The sequence below is a fragment of the Bacillus sp. ISL-39 genome (genome assembly GCF_018613295.1).
In the GTDB taxonomy this organism is placed as follows: Bacteria; Bacillota; Bacilli; order Bacillales; family Cytobacillaceae; genus Mesobacillus.
The window spans coordinates 256,238-273,921 of record NZ_JAGGQM010000025.1; the positions used below are offsets into that span (position 1 = coordinate 256,238).

The window sequence follows — 17,684 nt, forward strand, 5'->3', positions numbered from 1 at the left end:
TCTGTTACCAGCTACTAAAAATGCTTTATCTGTGGAGATCTAGAAGGCTGCCGAAATATCTTTAGATAGCAGAACCACGCTCTATTTATCTTAATTTAGGTTTCTACTATGATGGACTTGGAAACCTATCATTTATTATAATAGGAATAACAACAAAAGATTACTCAGTAAAGGGGAATGAAAATGAGCGCCATTGGCTCTTTGCCTGGAAATTTGGACCCTGTGCTTGCTCTTGACAGCATCGGTGAAAATATTGTCATCTCAGATACCGACTATAATATTATTTGGATGAACTCAAGTGCAGCAAAGCTGCTATCTGCTGTAGGTTCATTGTATGGCATCACAGACCCCAAAGAAATAATAGGGCTCAATATGTCCCGTTTCCATAAGGATCCGGAATATCAGCGGAGGATCATGGACGGGCTTAGCGGGAGCCACCGTACCAGAATAACGATTAAGGATCTTTATGTAACGGATATCGTCATTACACCGATAAAAGACAAGAATAACAAGCTGCAAGGGTATGTAGTAATGCTGATGGACGTGACAACTAAAGCAGAGGAAGACAAGGAAAGAGATAAGCTGATCAAAGCGCTTTCTGTTCCAATGATCGAAGTATGGGAGAAAACACTTGCTCTCCCGTTGATCGGTCAATTCGATAAAGACCGGGCAGACCAGCTTCTTGTAACAGTGCTGAAGGAATGCACCCAGAAAGAGATCCAGTATGTGCTGATTGACCTTGGAGGACTGCATGAGTTCGAGACCGAAGCAAAACAGGAATTTCAAAGAATCATTGATTGCCTCAGACTGATCGGCACCCAATGCGTACTCGTGGGAATTACCCCGGAGCTGGCGATGTCCGCCGGAGAACTAAATAGAACCATTCCCATATTCAGCACGGCCCACGCAGGGTTGAAGTATATTATTAATTCCAAAGAATGACTGCCTCTGAAAATACATCCAACTCATTACTGGGTTGGATGTAACGGTAATAAACAATTCCCGCTGGAGAGGCGAAGTTAGTTCCAAAATAACAGCAAAAAATTGAACCACACCCTATCAAGATGACAACGATAATAGCATCAACACCATTTAAACGGCTATAGCCCTTTATTCTATAAGAGCTTTGGCCGTTTTATTATTTATCTTGAGATACAGGGACGGTTCACAGCCTCATTCGGGAACCGAAATAGTTACAGGAAACCACTGATTATTCTTGGTTGAGTCCATGCCGTAAAAGCAACAACTTCCCCACCCTCCTAAAAAAACCGCAAATTTGGAAAAGAAAACCTCTTTCTCCCTCTCTATAATCTGGTTAGGGGGAGATGAAATTGACGTTTATCAAGAAAATGGATTCTTATCGTGTTTATATATATACACGTTTCTGGTCGCAGTTCTTTTTTACATTTATTTTTACGGTTAACTTGCTGTATCATGTGAAGGTCGTGGGTCTTGATCCGCTGCAGCTCGTTCTGGTCGGCACTGTGCTGGAGGCAGTTGTTTTCCTGTTTGAGGTACCAACTGGGTTTATGGCCGACTTAAAAAGTCGCAGGCTTTCTGTAATTATTGGATATTTTTTGATTGGGGCCGGGTTTCTCATCGAGGGCTCGTTTCCGATTTTCGCAGCCGTCTTAGTGTCTCAAGTACTTTGGGGAATTGGCTACACGTTTACAAGCGGTGCACACCAAGCCTGGATTGCCGACGAGGTCGGGGAAGATCGTGCTTCCCTGGCGTTCGTGAATGGTGCTAAGGCTGGCAAGCTTGGTGAAGTCATCGCTATTCCTTTAAGCATGTTGATCGGTTACTATTTCATGGTCAATCTGCCGATCATCATTGGCGGATTATCCATGGTGGGATTGGCTGTTTTTCTGCTCCTTTTTATGAAGGAAGAGAATTTCAAACCCGCTCAATATGAAAATACATCCACTTGGACGACGCTAAAAAGTAATATGAATCAGATGGTCCATTATACAAAGGCTAGTTATCTGATGCGGATTCTCTTCCTTATTGCCTTGTTCTTCGGGCTATACAGTGAAGGCTTTGACCGTCTATGGATTTCTCATTTTCTTGAGGAAACTGGTCTCGCCAACTTGACAGAAGGGAATTTGGTCATCCTGATTGGGAGCATTAGTTTTGCCGTGATGCTCCTGTCATTTGTCGGCCTTCATTTTATCAGCCGTAGTTCTCTCCATCATCAGTTAAACACCATCTATGTATCCTTATTAATCGGATGTGTTCTGATTATCGCGTCACTGACCGGTTTTGCCCTTTCGACTGGTATCATCGGTTTGCTTTGCTTTTATCTGATCATCCAAGGAACCAGGTCTGTCATGGCCCCGCTTGAGGATACATGGCTGAACAAAATCATTCCTGATTCCTCGACACGCGCGACCTTCTTTTCGGTAAAAGGCCAGGTTGATGCAATTGGCCAGATTAGCGGAGGACCGGCTATTGGACTCATTGCCGCCAATTTTTCGATTAAAATCGCCATGCTTGCAAGTGCCATTCTTTTAACGCCAGTGATTTATTTATATCAACTGGCCATCAAAAAATCTCGAGGATGATTTCATTCTCGAGATTTTTCTTTGATCGGAATATGAATTTCCATATAGATTTTTTTATAATCCCAATAATGGCAATGCTCATCATAAAATTCAAAATCGAAGCCCTCTTCATCCACTTCATAGGATGAGTGCGGAAACCAATCCTCGAGTATGTATCTCCACGTCCCTTTGATTGCCGCAGCGAATTGATCAACCTCAACCAAAGGCGTCCGAAATATCGCATAGACAGCCTCAGGAATTTGTACAGCAGTTACTCCATCCGGGAAGCCTTTTTCATCATCATAGTCTACAGCAAATAGATAACGGCACATGCCTTCATCAAGGCTGCGGCTCAAATTGATACAATACTCTCCATGCTTTTTCGGAGACAACTCTTTGTACAAGTATGTTTCAATCGAACCATCTGTCAACCCCTCCTGCTCCCAAAAGGCCGGTACATTTCTATCAGAAGGAAAATTCTCTATCCTGAAGATTTTCCCGGCGACATTGAAAGCACTTCGGCGGACAATCTGAGGCTGCAAGACAATGCCCCCAGTGTTCTTTTCGTGAAGGCTCATCAGATCCAGTTTTTGCGGCAGTGATGTCGGACAATGCTCCTTATAAAGACTAGGAGGGCTTCCGAAACACTTCTTGAACGCTTTCGTAAAGCCAGCATGTGTTTCAAAGCCATAATCCATGGCGATTTCAATGATCTTTCTCCCATTCACCAACTCGTACAAAGCAAACTGGAGCTTCCTTTTGACCACATAATCCATCAAGGTATAACCCGTCTGCTTCTGAAAAATCCGCGAAAAATGATAAGGAGAATACCCCACCATTCTCGCAAGCTCTTCAGCACTGAGCTCCTCTTTAATATGATTCTCTATATAATCAATGACACGCTGAAGTAAAAATAACTGTTGAATCACCCTCACCACTTTACGGTTGGTCTCTTTCTTCTTCCTTACAATTTTACAAGAATTATTGGAAACGTGGAATATCGGAATGTTAATGGGCATCTCAATAGGAACCAAAATATCAAAATCATAGAGTATGTTGGAGTCCCTGGCATATTAGTTCATGGAATACGGAATGTCTGTACCTCTATGCTATTATTTATTTTTGAAGAGATGGGAGGAAGAACCAGTGTGTGGTTTTTATACTTTTACGAAGAAATACAGGCAGATGTCCTTCTCATTTAAGGGGATGACCCTCCCCCGGCCTGCATTTTTTACGCAAAAAGGGAGCACAGGGTACGTCCCCATGCTCCTCGGTTTCTTTAACATTACTGTTATTTCCCTGCAGGATGTGCATATTCCTGGCGTGCAGCTTCAGCAATCAGCTTGATCACATCCGTGTTATCTAGAACGCCTTCAAAGCGCTCGGATCCAGTTCCTGTTGCAAATACAGGAACCATGTTGCCTGTATGTCCGCCAGTTGTGCTTTCTGCACGTACTGCTCTGTCCAATACACCTACTTTATTGTGCTTGGCAATGACAGATCCGATTTCCCAGCCGGTTCTGTATGCAGCGTACACTTTTCCTTCAGCATCTTTAATATTATCCTGGAATTCTGCTACTTCTTCATCAGTCAGTTCGATGTTGGCATACTCCTTGAACACGCTCTTAACGCTTTCGGCTGTAGCTGTCCCGTCTTCGATGACTAGCTTTCCAGCCATGAATTCAGGTGACACATCAATGGCTTTAAGTCCTTCGATATCCATAGTTTCTGTTGCGGAAACACCCATCGTTTCGTGGTCCGCTAACACTACAACTAGAGTATCGTTGCGATCTTTAGCCCATTCGACTACATCTTTAACTGTGTTATCGAACTCAATGGTTTCCTTCCAAATTCCCGTAAAGTCAGCGGCGTGAGAAGCGTGGTCAATACGCGCACCTTCTACCATCAGGAAGAAGCCATCCTTGCCGTTGGAAAGAACATCGATTGCTTTTTTCGTCATTTCATTTAACGTTGGCTCATTGCTGTTAACATCATCTTTATCTGTTTTATAGTTCATATAAGACGAATGGAATAGACCCAGCAATTTATCGGGAGTGCCCGCATTGTTCAGTTCGTTACGATCCGTAACATATGTGTAGCCCTTTTCCTCAAATTTCTCAACCAAATCTACACCATTATGACGCTTTGGTTCAAAATAGGTTGCGCCTCCGCCTAGAAGGACATCGTATTCATTTTCCAGCATCTGCTTCGCTACTTCAGCTTGTCCACTCCAGCGGTTCGGCACACTCGCAGTAAAAGCAGCAGGTGTTGCGTCTGTTACTGTATTATTGGAAATGACACCGACTTTCTTGCCGCGTGCCTGGAATGCGTCAAGCATGCTTTTCACTTCATTTCCGTTTTCATCCACACCAATTGACTCATTATTCGTTTTCGTTCCTGTCGCAATTGCCGTACCAGCAGCTCCAGAATCTGTGACAGTATTATTTGCAGAGTATGTATGCATCAAAGCAACATTCTCCAATGATTCCATATTAAGACGGCCTTCTTTGCCGTACTCCATCAGACGAGCAACTTCAAGCTGGCCAATCCCCATTCCGTCCCCGACCATGACGATGACGTTTTTAGGCGGTTTTTGGGAAACGTTCTCCTTTGATACCTTTGCTGCATCAGACTTCGCCGATACCTGGCTGTTGTCTGTTGTTAAACTGTTGATTCCTGCAAAGCCCCCCGCTGCTAAAGTCCCGATCAATGTAACCGCTAACAATTTTGTTTTCAATGACATCTCGGTTCCTCCTTCAATAGATGATTGCTCTATTACTCTACTTTTTTCACATTAACGGGTCAATCAGCCATGAGTCGCAGGTAAAATGACCCACCCTCGCATTCTTGGTACATAGCTAACTCAGGATTTCAACATCAAATATTTTAATATTTTCCAATAAAAAGCATCTTTTAGCAAGAACTTCCTCCTTGCTATAATACTATCGATAACTTATTAAAGGGGAATGAGAATGACAAATCAAGAGTTTGAAACACTGGTGAACAAGCTGGAAAAGCAGGCGTCCGCCAACCCGAAGCTTTACAGATTCAAGGTCATCATGCTCACTGGATTGGGTTTTGGTTATGTTGCATTATTTTTGTCGCTGTTTTTGTTTTTAATGGCCATATCGATTGGCATGATCGCGGATGGGAATTTCACCTTTGGTAATCTGAAAGTTCTGCTCTTGACAGGAACTCTGTCATTCTTCATCATCAAGGCCCTGATTGTGAAGATGGACATGCCTGATGGATATTATCTTCAGCAGGAAGAAGCTCCAAAGCTGTACGAGATGATTGACACTTTACGCCTTAAAATCAACACACCACAAATAGATGAGATTGTACTTAATAGTGAATTCAATGCCTCTGTCGCACAAATTTCGGCATATGGCATGTTCGGGAAAAAGCGGAACGTCCTCGTCATCGGCATCCCGCTTCTGACAACACTTTCCCAGCAGCAATTTACAGCTATCCTTGCCCACGAGCTAGCCCATATTTCCAATTCCGATACGGCTCTTGGCGCAAAGATTTACCGCCTGAGAATGAGCTGGGGGCGTTTATTGCATTCACTGGAGGAAAACGAACAATTCGGCACATTTATTTTCAAAAAGTTCTTCCAATGGTTTTACCCACGGTTTGACGCCTATACATTTGCCATGGCAAGACAAGAGGAATACGATGCAGACCGTTCGGCTGCGATCGTAACCTCCCCGCAGGCTATGGGAGAAGCATTGGCTGCTACATCTGTGGCTGCACCATATTACTACCGTGATTTTTACAGCGAGCTGTTCGAGGAATGTGCGAGGACAAACAGCGTCCCACAGCCATATTCGAATTTTACCGAAAAGCTCCAGTCACTCAATCACCAAAAGGCAGCTGAATATTTCAATGAGCAGCTCGCTGAAGAGAGCTATATGACAGATACCCATCCATGCTTGAAGGATAGACTTTCTGCTCTGGGGGTAGAAGCCAATTTGCCGGAAAAACAAGCTGAATCAGCGCTAGACTATTTCTTCGCCTACCCGGGCCGAATTGTAAGTGACTTCAATAAAATGTGGGTCGACCACAATGAGGATACCTGGAAAGAAGAGATTGAAAACTTCAATGATTCAAAGCAGCGGTTTGAAGAATTATCGAAAAAACAAGTGACCACTCTTGATGAGCTGCTGGAAAAAGCCTATTTAACCGTCGAATTTAATAGTCTGGAAGCAGCAATCCCACTGTATGAGGAAATTGCTGAAAAGCATCATTAAGATCCAAGAACCGCAGGAGCACTATTAACCCTGGGAGAACATTACCTGGAATCCAGTGACACTGCAGATAAAGGAATACAATTGATCAACCTTGCGATGACCTATGATTGGGAATTGCGTCTGCCAGCTCTTGATCTATTATGCGGATACTATTATGATACGGAACAAAGCGAGTTATTTGAACATACGAAAGAAGAACTGGAGAAGTGGGCAGAAAGCGTGGAAGCCTCCATTGAAGAATGCGATTTTATCCAGCCAACAGACCACTTTACTACCCATGACAAGGAGCCAGGCGAAATCCTGGCCGGATTGGATCAGCTTGCCCAGTACAAGGAGATTGCCAATGCATATCTTGTCCGCAAGCAAATCACATCGATCCCTGAGCGTAAACAATATGTGCTCGGACTTGAGCTGAACCTTCCGAAAGGTACGGATCTCGACGAAGCCGAAGAGGCGTTATACGAAAAGTATATCAATGGCCTTGGAGAGTTCGAGGATACTTGTGTCATCATCCTCAATGACAAGAAGGATTTGCGCAAAAGCCTGCTAAGCGTAGAAAGTTCTCTCATTTACTCAGTCGAGGATAAAGAACAAGCCTCTTGATGAGTATAGAAACAGCGAAACCCTAGGGGCTTCGCTGTTTTTTTATGGATGAAGAGACACAAACTAGTGGCAGATTAAAAAACAGGCACATTGAATTGCTGCGCCACCGCGTAATGATCCATATCGTGCGGTTTTAATTCGCATGAGGATACCTTTACGGGCTAATCGTACCCTTATCCAACCTTTTCCCTTCACATAAGGGTACCTTTTCGCACTAATCGTACCCTTATCCAACCTCTACCCTTCACATAAGGGTACCTTTTCGCACTAATCGTACCCTTATGCAACCTTTTCCCTTCACATAAGGGTACCTTTTCGCACTAATCGTACCCTTATCCAGCCTCTACCCTTCACATAAGGGTACCTTTTCGCACTAATCGTACCCTTATGCAGCCTCTCCCCTTCTCATAAGGGTACCTTTTCGCACTAATCGTACCCTTATGCACCCTTTCCCCTTCACATAAGGGTACCTTTTCGCACTAATCGTACCCTTATGCAACCTTTTCCCTTCACATAATGGTACCTTTTCGCACTAATCGTACCCTTATGCATCCTCTCCCCTTCTCATAAGGGTACCTTTTCGCACTAATCGTACCCTTATGAAGTTATGCTCCACATTTAAGAATCAAATTAGCTAAGAAACCAAGAAAAGCAAAAACCACTGGGAAAAGAATCTTTAATAAGGAACTTTTCCAGTGGTTTCGAAACATCAACTTTTTCACAGAGACACCTAAAAATCCCCGTGTCGCCCTATTTCTCGCACGTTCCGATAGAATTACTGTAATAAATTCAGGGCTCTAATTGAACTGATTTTCCAGCTTCCATCCATATATTTATAGGTTATGATGAGCTTTTCCCGCCCATACATTTCGCTTTCCTGGATTTGGTTCAGCACATATAATCGATCCGCTACTTTTTCGAAATCATGAGGAATCTCTGGTTTGAAGGTTCTCACTGAATCCATTCCCACCAAAAATAAGCTGCCATTTTCCTCTCTCAATCTGATGCTGAAGGTCTGTTCAACCACATCTCTGGCCATAAAATCGAGGAATAATTGATAAAATTCCTCTTTCGTTTTATATGTTTTGAACTCTGAATTTGGCTGATTCAATGCATCCTCAAAGGCGGCTTCCCTGACAGAATTGTATCTGTTCAGCAAATCGACGGCTGCCTGCTCCTCAAGCTGGGGAGCGCTGGCCTTTTCACTTTGCAGAGATCGAGATAGAAAGACCGAGAACTGAGCGCGGGTGATCGGTTCATATGGTCGGAATGTCTTATCTGCGTATCCATCCACAATTCCGTTACGGTAAGCAAGGATGACATATTCTCCTGATGCCTGGCTTGTTGAAACATCTTTAAATGGATGTTCTGGATACCCTTTCCGGTCTGAAGGAGCGAGGGTCGATTTGATTAAATGAATGGTTGCATCTCCCCGATTTACCGGTTTGTGCGGCCGATAAGTTCTGTCTCCATACCCTGCCGCCACACCAATCAGTTCCAACTGGTGAATATAGCCTGAGCCCGTTACGCTGGCTGGAACATCCTTGAACCTGGCGTTCACCGGCTGTTCCCCAGGCAAGCCAAGAGCGCGGCCAATCATGATCGCAGCCTGAGCTCGAGTGACAATTTCATTAGGCCTGAAAGTACCATCAGCATAGCCTCCGATAATCCCTTTCTGCACCAAATACTCCATGTCCTCTTTTGCCCAGTGATTTTTGATGTCACTGAACGAGCTGGCCTCCGCTTTTCCATTGAATAAAAAGAGGCTCGAAACCAACACAGCAGATAATAAAAAACACGTTACTTTTTTCATGATATCTCCTCCCTTTCATTTCTTTATTACCTAAACCGTAACATTTTTGGACTATTATGTATATTGAAAGCAGGGGGACGGTTCTACTGCTTAAAAACAAGCAGCAGAACCGTCCCTGTGCTTCACTTTTTTTAGTCTGCTTCGGTGATGTCCAGTCCATCTATTACCCATTTGCCGCCAATTAATTTGAATGATGCAGTGTATATAATGTTGTCATCTTGTTTTTGAGTTAGGTTATATTCTATGTCGTTGATTCTTCCTAAGTTGGAGTGATGTTGATATGAGTACTTTATTGGTTCTTCTTCTGTCAAAAGATAGATAGCATCGTTTTTTTCGGTTACATGCTCGCTGAGATGGGCATTTAAAAATTCTTCAGATGCTAACCCTTTGAATTCATTATTGATTTCTTCTAAGCTTTTATAGCTTTTGAATTTTTTCTCTGGCTGGCCGACCGCATCTGCAAAAATTCCCTCTACATTCGTATGGTATTCTTGCAGTAAATCCACTGCATCTCTTTGACTCAGCCAAATTCCAGAATCCGCATCTGTTCTGATCGAAGTGATTTTCCATTTGCCCTCCACTTGCTTAAAGGTAACGGTCAGCTTTTCCCGGCCGTTCATATCGCCTTCCTGAATTTGAGTCAGAACAAATCCTCCATCAGCTGCTTTTTCGAAAACATACGGGCTCTCCGGCCAGAAGGTTCTCACTGAATCCATCGGTACCAAAAATAAGCTGCCGTTTTTCTCTTCCAATCTGATGCTGAAGGTTGGTTCAACCTCATCTTTCGACATGAAATCAAGGAATAGCTGATAAAATTCCTCTTTCGTTTTATACGTTCGGAACTCAAAATTAGGCTGATCCAATGCATCTTTAAAGGCGGCTTCCCTGACACTATTGTATTTGTTCAGCAAGTCGACGGCTTCCTGCTCCTCAAGCTGTGGAGCGCTCAGTTCTTCTGATTCCATTGAAGTGATTTTCCAGGAACCAGAATTGAATCCAAAGCTGGCGGAAAACTCCACGACCCTGCCATCTTCAAAATTCTGAGTCTGGATAAATCGGTAATCCGTTTCAGTTATTTTTTCGAGTGTAAAAGGTGATTCTTTCCTATAAATATTGAAGTCCCCGGTTGAAATCAGATACAATCCATCCTGCCTTTCCTCGATTCTTCCTTTTAAAATCTCCTCAATCAAGCTCCTGACCATAAAATCATTAAATAATTCATGGATATCGGCTGCTTCTGAATAGGATTTAAATTTCAATTCCGGCTGGTCCTTCGCATTCTCAAGTACCAGGTTCATGGTATCCTTATATCGATCCAATAAGGCTGTTGCCATACCTTCATCGAATTCTGCAGCAACGGGTGTATCTGGAGTGTCGACCAATGGGACCTCTTCAACCTTAGGTGTATCACCGGGTTGCTCTGTATAATGAGACTCGACGAGCCAGTAAATCCCCATGCTAAAAAAGAGTAAAACAGCTGCACTCAATCCCGCTGGCAACAGCCCTTGAAATCGATGAGCATTTCTTTGCTTTCCAAAACGATTAATGACATCCCGCTTCATTTTATGATTAAATTCAAAGTCTGAAAGTTCACCCTTCAACATTTCTGCTTTCAGTTTCTTCAACCGCTCCTCCAAACCCAACACCCCTTTCCTGTAAAATTTCCTTTAATAACACTTTTGCCCGGGTCAAACGGGATTTTAAGGTGCTTAAATTCAATCCGCAGACTTCTGCAATTTCTTTTTGCGATAACTCCTGGTAATAAAATAAGAAAATGACTTCACGGTATTTCACCGGCAGCTTGAACATTGCTTCGATCAGTTCTTTATTGTCAGTGTTCCTGACCAGTTGCGATTCCGGCCCATCATGATGGCCAGCAAGTTTCGCCGAGATATAATCTGTTACCAAAACCCTTCGATGGTGCCAGCTCTTCAAATAATCCTTGCAATGATTAGAGGCAATACGGTAAAGCCAAGTCTGTATCTGTGAATTCCCCTCAAATGTGTCAAACTTCTGGTAACACTTCAAGAATATTTCCTGAGCCAGGTCCTCCGCAGTCTGCCTGTTCCGTACATATGAATAAGCAAGATGCAAAACATCTGTGCCGAAGCGTTCCATCAAATCAACAATTGCTTCCTCTCTCTCCACTGCTTCACCCCCAGTTTAGCTTCTCTTTTTAGACGATTAACAAAATAAAAAGTTGATATCGATGACATAAATATAAAAATTTTGTAATAAGTAAAAGATTTTCCTCATTATTGTAATCGATATGAAATCCAGAGGCCTAAATTACAAAATATGAATGTCATTTAAAAGCAGGGAAATAATAGGATTATCTTTTTGCCAAGCAGGAGGAAACATATGAATTTAATGACCGGTACCTATTATTGGCCTGCAACCTTCCCTTCTCCTCCCTCTTATCCTCGATTAGAGAAGGACCTGGAGTGTGATGTCTTGATTGTCGGAGGGGGCAGTTCGGCAGCGCAATGCTCCTATTATCTAGCAGAATCCGGATTGAAGATTGCTGTCATTGAAAAAGAGAAAATTGGCAGCGGCAGCACAAGTTCGAATACGGCGCTCATCCAGTATTCCGGGGAGAAACTGTTCACGAACCTGGTCAATACCTTTGGAGAAGAGTATATTTCAAGACATTTAGAGCTCTTGCAGGAAGCCATCAATGACATCGAAACAGCATACCAATCCTCTGACATCGACTGTGAATTTCGCCGAAGGGATTCGCTTTACTCAGCAAGCTGCCCTGAGGATATTGCGGCCTTGAGAAAAGAATATGAATTTTTACTTCAGCAAGACTTGGATGTTGCTTTTCTCGCAAAAGAAGAGATTGAGGAGAAATATCCCTTCAGCCGGGAGGCAGCGATTTACTCCTATGATGATGCCGAGCTGAACCCCTTCAAATTCACCCATGCGCTAATGGACTACGCAGCCAGCAAGGGAGTACAGATTTTTGAAAACACAGAAATGAATGGCCATCATTATGACTCACAAACGAAACGAGTGATCATTTCTACTAAAAACGGATACTCCATTTCAGCAGGACGCGTTATTTTTGCTGCCGGATATGAGGGTGTCGAATTGAAAAAGGACAAGCTTATTTCCTTCGTGAGTACATATACGGTCACCTCTAAGCCTGTTGACGACTTGTCCTCCTGGCACAAGCGGACTCTTTTATGGAAAACCGCCAGGCCTTATATTTTTTTACGGACAACTGCTGATAACCGGATCATCATTGGCGGACTGGATGAAAATACGATTTATCCGGAAGACCGGGACAGTAAACTGATTCACAAGAGAGACAAGCTGGTCGATGAGTTTCACAAAATGTTCCCTTCCATCCAGTTTGAACCCGATTATTATTTAGGAGCTTTTTATGGCGGGACCATGGACGGCCTTCCGGTTATTGGGATCTATGACGAACATCCAAGCAGCTATTTCCTGTTTGCTTTTGGCGACAACGGCACAGTTTACAGCCAAATGCTGGCGAAAATCATTGCTGAAGATATCATCTCAGGAAGCAGCCCGAACCTGTCACTCTATCTCCAGAACAGGCCGCTTGCGAAAAAGTGATAGCCAAAGAGAAGCAAAGGGGCACATACCCTTTGCTTTTCTTCATTTTGGCGGCTATTACGATGACGGAATCGGTATTTCCTACATATAAGATTGATTATATGCATACATTTCCACCCTTTTTAGCAACATACATATTGATTGCTGAAAAGGAGGTCTGGTCTTGGATTTACATTTTATATGGAAATCTGTTGTCATTGTCATTGGTGGAGTGCTTATACTGCGCCTGGCTGGAAGAAAATCAATTTCCCAGCTGACGGTTGCGCAGACGGTCATGATGGTCGCGGTTGGTTCCTTGATCATTCAGCCAGTAAGCGAGAGAAATATATGGATTACTCTGGTCATTACCTTGTTGATGGTCATCACTCTCATTTTTATTGAATATATCACTTTGAAATATAACGTTATGGAAACTTTTATCTATGGGAAATCCCGCCTCGTAGTAGAGAACGGCCAGCTAAACGAAGCCAATTTAAAAAAATTGCGCTTAACAGTCGATATGCTGGAAGTCCGGCTCAGGCAGCAAAACATCCAAAAGTTCAGCGATTTGCAATGGGCAACGATTGAATCAAATGGCCAATTAGGATATATGCTGAAGCCCGAAAAACAATATGCCACGAAAGAGGATATTCAAATGCTCAAATCGCTGATAGAAGGCAGCCAGCCGACGCCGACCTTTAACAATAATTCCTCACCGGCAAGCGGTTCGGACGATATTTTTAAGGAAGTAAAGAATCAAGGCCATAGTAAAGGCCATCCTGAAAAGTTGGAATGAGGTGATTGCGGTTGAATACCAGCCAGAAGTACAAGAAATTTTTTGGCATTCTTAGTCAATGGATTTTTTTCGGAGCACTGATAGGGTTAGTAGTAGGTTCTGCGACGACATTCCTCCTGGAAACAAACGATTACCTAGGAACCGTCCGCGAAAAAAACGGCTGGCTTATCGCTCTCCTCCCAATCGGCGGCATTATCATAGGCTATATATATATGAAATTCGGCAAAGTCTTTATAAATGATACTTTAAATGATGCAGCCGAGCTGAATAACTTAGTCATCGACGCGGTTCATGGGAAGAAACATGTGCTGCGGAGAATGGGACCGATCGTCTACCTGGGTACCTTTATTACCGTCTTTTTCGGCGGGTCCACAGGGAGGGAAGGTGCAGCTGTCCAAATGGGAGCAAGTGTAGCTGAAGCCGTCAACAAATTCTTCAAGGTAACCGTATTGGATAAAAAGATGATCATCATGAGCGGCATAAGTGCCGGTTTTGGCGCAGCATTCGGCACACCAATAACCGGTGCTGTGTTTGGGATGGAAATGGCAGTACTGGGTAAATTGAAATTCGAAGCACTGATTCCCTGCCTTGTCGCCAGCTTTGTTGGCCACTATACAACAACAGCAGTCTGGGGACATAAACATGAAGAATTCATTATCACAACTGTACCGGAAATTTCGATTATCACCTTTTTAAAAGTCCTCCTTATGAGCCTTATATTCAGCTTATTGAGCATTTCTTATAGTCAATTAAGGCACTGGATTGAAAATACGACTAATCGGATCTTCAAGAAGAACCATATGAAACGAGCATTCCTAGGCGGAATTTTGATTGTGATTTTAACTTTAATCGCCGGCTCGCAGGATTACAATGGCCGCGGCCTGGGCATGCTGGAACAAGCTTTTACAGAAGACGTCCCTCCCTTTGCCTTTCTGGCCAAGCTGATTTTTACTGCGATTACCTTAGGGACAGGCTTCGTCGGCGGAGAAGCGATTCCCATATTTTTCATGGGCGCGACATTAGGCAATGCTTTGCACTCGTATATAGAATTGCCAATGTCCTTCCTCGCCGCTTTGGGATTAATCGCTGCTTTCAGCGGCGCCGCCAACACCCCAATAGCAGCGTTTCTGCTGGCCCTGGAAATGTTTCATGGAAAGGGAATAGAATTCTTTTTTGTCGCCTGCCTGGTCAGTTATATCTTTTCGGGACATCACGGATTATGGCCCTCCCAGCAAATACATGAGCCCAAAAGCAGACTATACAGCCTTCCTAATGGAGAAACCATCAAGAATGCTGAAAAGAAGAAAAAACGATAAAATTATGTACAGACGGGAACAAGTTGCTGCAAACTTGGGACACGGGCACGGTTGGACGTTCTCGTGTCCCAAACCAGTAAGCATAGGGACAGCTCTCCTGCTTCACAAAAGGGACTTTCCAAACACGTTGCCACCATCTCTAATCAGCCGGCACTGGCCGTTTTAACTCTTTCTATAAGACGATTTTCTGTTTACCCCTTTCCTCTCCATCGATTGCCCTGTAACCGCTAGCGATACCCCTATCTGGAGCACAGCCCCCTGTTCGGTTTGACTTACAGAAAACACTACTGTTACTATAATTTTGTGTCTAAACCTATATTGTTGGGCTGGCTCCGTGAATTGGAGCTGACCAGCACACCATGGTGATTTTAAATACATCTGGAGAAACCTGAATCGACAGCTGAAAGGATGTTGTTTGGTTACAATCATTTGAATTGCACCTCTTCATTTGACGTGGTGTTTTTTTATTTTTCCAAATCTGGAGGCTTATCTTGAATCTATTTAAAAAGTTGTCTTACAAGCAAATGTTTTTGCTATCCCTGTTTGTCCTTTTAATTGCGGGGACAGTTGTGTTTGTTCATAATAATTACTTTCTGTATGACCGCACGATTGTGAAGGTTCTGAAGACAGAGCTGGCGGAAAAGACGGAAGTGGAAAATCCGCTTGGCACCAAAGATTTTCTTTTTACTCAGCGGATCACCGCGGAAATAAAGAATGGCGATGAAAAAGGCGGACTCATTTATCTGGTGAATGAATTTTCTGCGTCTAAAGCGTACGACCATGAATTCAAGACCGGAGACGAGCTGTTCGTGGATATTGATTCGAGCATCGAGGATACAGGAGAATTCCAGGGTACCATCAAGGACGTGAAACGCGATAAATACCTTTTGTATGTGGCATGGGTGTTTGTTCTTGTCCTATTGATTGTCGGCAGGAAGCAGGGTCTGTTCTCGATCATCAGCCTGGTGATCAACGCCCTTCTGCTTTCGTATGCATTGGATGTTTATCTGAGCAACCCTCATTGGAGCCTATTGCTGATCTGCAGTGTGGCTGTTGTCCTTTTTACCGTGATTTCTTTATTGCTCGTTAATGGCTTTAATGAAAAAACCTACGCTGCTGTCATCGCAACGCTTCTAGGGACTTTCGCTTCCCTGTTCATCGTCTGGCTCGTCCTTTGGGGAACCTCGGAAAAAGGACTGCGGTACGAAGAGCTTCAGTTTATCACCCGGCCGTATCAAATGGTATTTCTCGCTGGGCTGTTCCTTGGTTCCCTCGGAGCGGTCATGGATGTTGCAATTACAATGTCTTCTTCTATTTTCAATATGTTCGAAAAGAACAATAACATACCTGTTAAGGCACTGGTCAAATCAGGAATGGAGATTGGAAAAGACATCATGGGGACGATGACGAATATTCTGTTCTTTGTCTATGTCAGCGGTTCGATTCCGATCCTGATTCTTTATTTTAAAAATGGTTCTCCATTGGGCTTTGCTCTTTCCATGAACCTTTCACTTGAAATGGCCAGGGCATTGGCAGGCGGGATTGGAATCGTCTTGACCATCCCAATCGGTCTCTATGTGACGATCTTTTTCATCAACAGGAAGAGGGCTGGATTATGAATGCTCTAGTAGTGTTGGCTGCCATTTTATTTATCTTGATGGCCTTAGTTGGAAGAGGCAAAGGCGTCCGGTCTTTTTTGGCGATTTTCTTCAATTTCAGCGTAATCTTCATTGCTGTGATTTTCATGAATGACCCAAAAGCGAACCCGATTATGATTACGTTAATTGCCTGTATTTTCATCAGCGTCATCAATCTGTTCTACATCAATGAAGTGAATAAGAAAACAACAACTGCTTTTATCTCAACCGTGATTTCAACGATTGTTTTGCTTTCATTCATTTTTATCATTGCTGATCGGGCCAGAATCCAGGGTTTTGGCGAAGAAGAAATCCAGGAGCTTGGCATGTTCTCCCTTCATATCGGGGTAGATTTTGTTAAAATTGCCGTGTCGGTCATCATCATGAGCACGATTGGCGCGATAACGGATGCCGCGATTGCGATTTCCTCTCCGATGCGCGAAATTCATTATCATAATCCAGATATCAGCAGACAGGATTTGTTCAAATCAGGACTAAGCATCGGCAAGGATATTTTGGGGACCAGCACCAATACATTATTTTTCGCTTTTTTCGGAAGTTATCTCGCCCTGCTCATCTGGTTCAAAGACCTGTCCTATTCAGCAGGAGAGATTATCAATTCAAAAATCTTCAGCGCAGAGATGATCACAATCCTCTGTGCCGGGATCGGGGTAACATTAGTCATTCCGATTACGGCTTGGATAACCGCCTTCTTTTTAGCAGGAAAAAAGCCAGCATAAGGCTTGGGCTGATCCTTTTGAAGGGCAGGACAAAGAAAGCACAGGGAATGTTCCTGTGCTTCTTGCCTGGAGTAAAAAAGAAAAAGGCCACCCTGCCAAAATGACTAACAATTTCTCTTGTGGAGTGCAAAACGTGAAAAGACAACACAAATGGCACGCTAAATCACTTTCGATTTAGCATGCCATTTTTTATTGATATATCAAGGTTTATGCCATAATAGCATAAGAATTAGCACACTGATTAGCAGCATGAGAATGTTCATTATCACATTGTTATTTTATATGCTAAAATACCCACCATTTTATTCGAACATAAACTGGATGACATTCAATATACGAGTTCCTAAATTTATTACGTTTAGGGAATTCCATGGTAAATTATGAAGAAGCTTATGCAACTAAACCAGCTAATAGTTTGT

General features: G+C 43.2%; 14 protein-coding genes. 9 read left to right on the forward strand and 5 right to left on the reverse strand.

Features of this window, described 5'->3' with window-relative positions:
* Positions 1-183 precede the first annotated feature (183 nt).
* Positions 184-942 (forward strand): STAS domain-containing protein, encoded by a 759-nt coding sequence (locus J7E37_RS18125; protein ID WP_215026012.1) that lies wholly within the window; start codon positions 184-186, stop codon positions 940-942.
* A gap of 383 nt (positions 943-1,325) precedes the next feature.
* On the forward strand, positions 1,326-2,564 hold the full coding sequence (locus tag J7E37_RS18130) for an MFS transporter (RefSeq protein ID WP_215026015.1): 1,239 nt from the start codon (positions 1,326-1,328) through the stop codon (positions 2,562-2,564).
* Between the two features lie 2 nt (positions 2,565-2,566).
* On the opposite strand, the gene J7E37_RS18135 is transcribed toward J7E37_RS18130, so the two are convergent.
* Together J7E37_RS18135 and J7E37_RS18140 are read right to left on the reverse strand one after the other, a co-directional pair.
* Entirely contained in the window at positions 2,567-3,472 is a 906-nt protein-coding gene (locus J7E37_RS18135) for an AraC family transcriptional regulator (RefSeq protein WP_353050039.1), read from the reverse strand.
* A gap of 362 nt (positions 3,473-3,834) precedes the next feature.
* Positions 3,835-5,286, reverse strand: a complete 1,452-nt coding sequence (locus J7E37_RS18140) for an alkaline phosphatase (RefSeq protein ID WP_215026021.1) — start codon at positions 5,284-5,286, stop codon at positions 3,835-3,837.
* A 229-nt stretch (positions 5,287-5,515) separates the two neighbouring features.
* Between J7E37_RS18140 and J7E37_RS18145 the strand changes: the two genes are divergently transcribed.
* Positions 5,516-6,796 (forward strand): M48 family metallopeptidase, encoded by a 1,281-nt coding sequence (locus tag J7E37_RS18145; protein WP_215026024.1) that lies wholly within the window; start codon positions 5,516-5,518, stop codon positions 6,794-6,796.
* A gap of 81 nt (positions 6,797-6,877) precedes the next feature.
* On the forward strand, positions 6,878-7,399 hold the full coding sequence (locus tag J7E37_RS18150) for a hypothetical protein (protein ID WP_215026027.1): 522 nt from the start codon (positions 6,878-6,880) through the stop codon (positions 7,397-7,399).
* A gap of 775 nt (positions 7,400-8,174) precedes the next feature.
* Here J7E37_RS18150 and J7E37_RS18155 read toward each other — a convergent pair.
* From J7E37_RS18155 to J7E37_RS18165, 3 genes are all read right to left on the reverse strand, one after another.
* Entirely contained in the window at positions 8,175-9,212 is a 1,038-nt protein-coding gene (locus tag J7E37_RS18155; RefSeq protein ID WP_215026030.1) for an S-layer homology domain-containing protein, read from the reverse strand.
* Positions 9,213-9,343: 131 nt separating this feature from the next.
* Entirely contained in the window at positions 9,344-10,837 is a 1,494-nt protein-coding gene (locus tag J7E37_RS18160; protein WP_215026033.1) for a hypothetical protein, read from the reverse strand.
* Positions 10,803-11,360: a sigma-70 family RNA polymerase sigma factor gene (locus J7E37_RS18165; protein ID WP_215026036.1), complete on the reverse strand. Its 558-nt coding sequence runs from the start codon at positions 11,358-11,360 to the stop codon at positions 10,803-10,805. Before J7E37_RS18165 ends, J7E37_RS18160 begins: the two co-directional genes overlap by 35 nt.
* Positions 11,361-11,573: 213 nt before the next feature.
* Between J7E37_RS18165 and J7E37_RS18170 the strand changes: the two genes are divergently transcribed.
* The 5 genes from J7E37_RS18170 (at position 11,574) to J7E37_RS18190 (ending at position 17,265) form a co-directional block, all read left to right on the forward strand.
* Entirely contained in the window at positions 11,574-12,797 is a 1,224-nt protein-coding gene (locus tag J7E37_RS18170; RefSeq protein ID WP_215026039.1) for an NAD(P)/FAD-dependent oxidoreductase, read from the forward strand.
* A 163-nt stretch (positions 12,798-12,960) separates the two neighbouring features.
* Positions 12,961-13,572, forward strand: coding sequence for a DUF421 domain-containing protein (locus J7E37_RS18175; protein ID WP_215026042.1), 612 nt, complete (start codon positions 12,961-12,963; stop codon positions 13,570-13,572).
* Between the two features lie 11 nt (positions 13,573-13,583).
* The gene (locus J7E37_RS18180; RefSeq protein ID WP_215026045.1) at positions 13,584-14,888 is read left to right on the forward strand and encodes a chloride channel protein; all 1,305 of its coding nucleotides are present in this window, start codon (positions 13,584-13,586) and stop codon (positions 14,886-14,888) included.
* Between the two features lie 524 nt (positions 14,889-15,412).
* Positions 15,413-16,507 carry a YibE/F family protein gene (locus tag J7E37_RS18185; RefSeq protein ID WP_215026098.1) on the forward strand — a complete coding sequence of 365 codons (1,095 nt, stop codon included), beginning with the start codon at positions 15,413-15,415 and terminating at the stop codon, positions 16,505-16,507.
* Positions 16,504-17,265 carry a YibE/F family protein gene (locus J7E37_RS18190; RefSeq protein WP_215026048.1) on the forward strand — a complete coding sequence of 254 codons (762 nt, stop codon included), beginning with the start codon at positions 16,504-16,506 and terminating at the stop codon, positions 17,263-17,265. The genes J7E37_RS18185 and J7E37_RS18190 overlap by 4 nt, the downstream gene beginning before the upstream one ends.
* Positions 17,266-17,684: the final 419 nt, after the last annotated feature.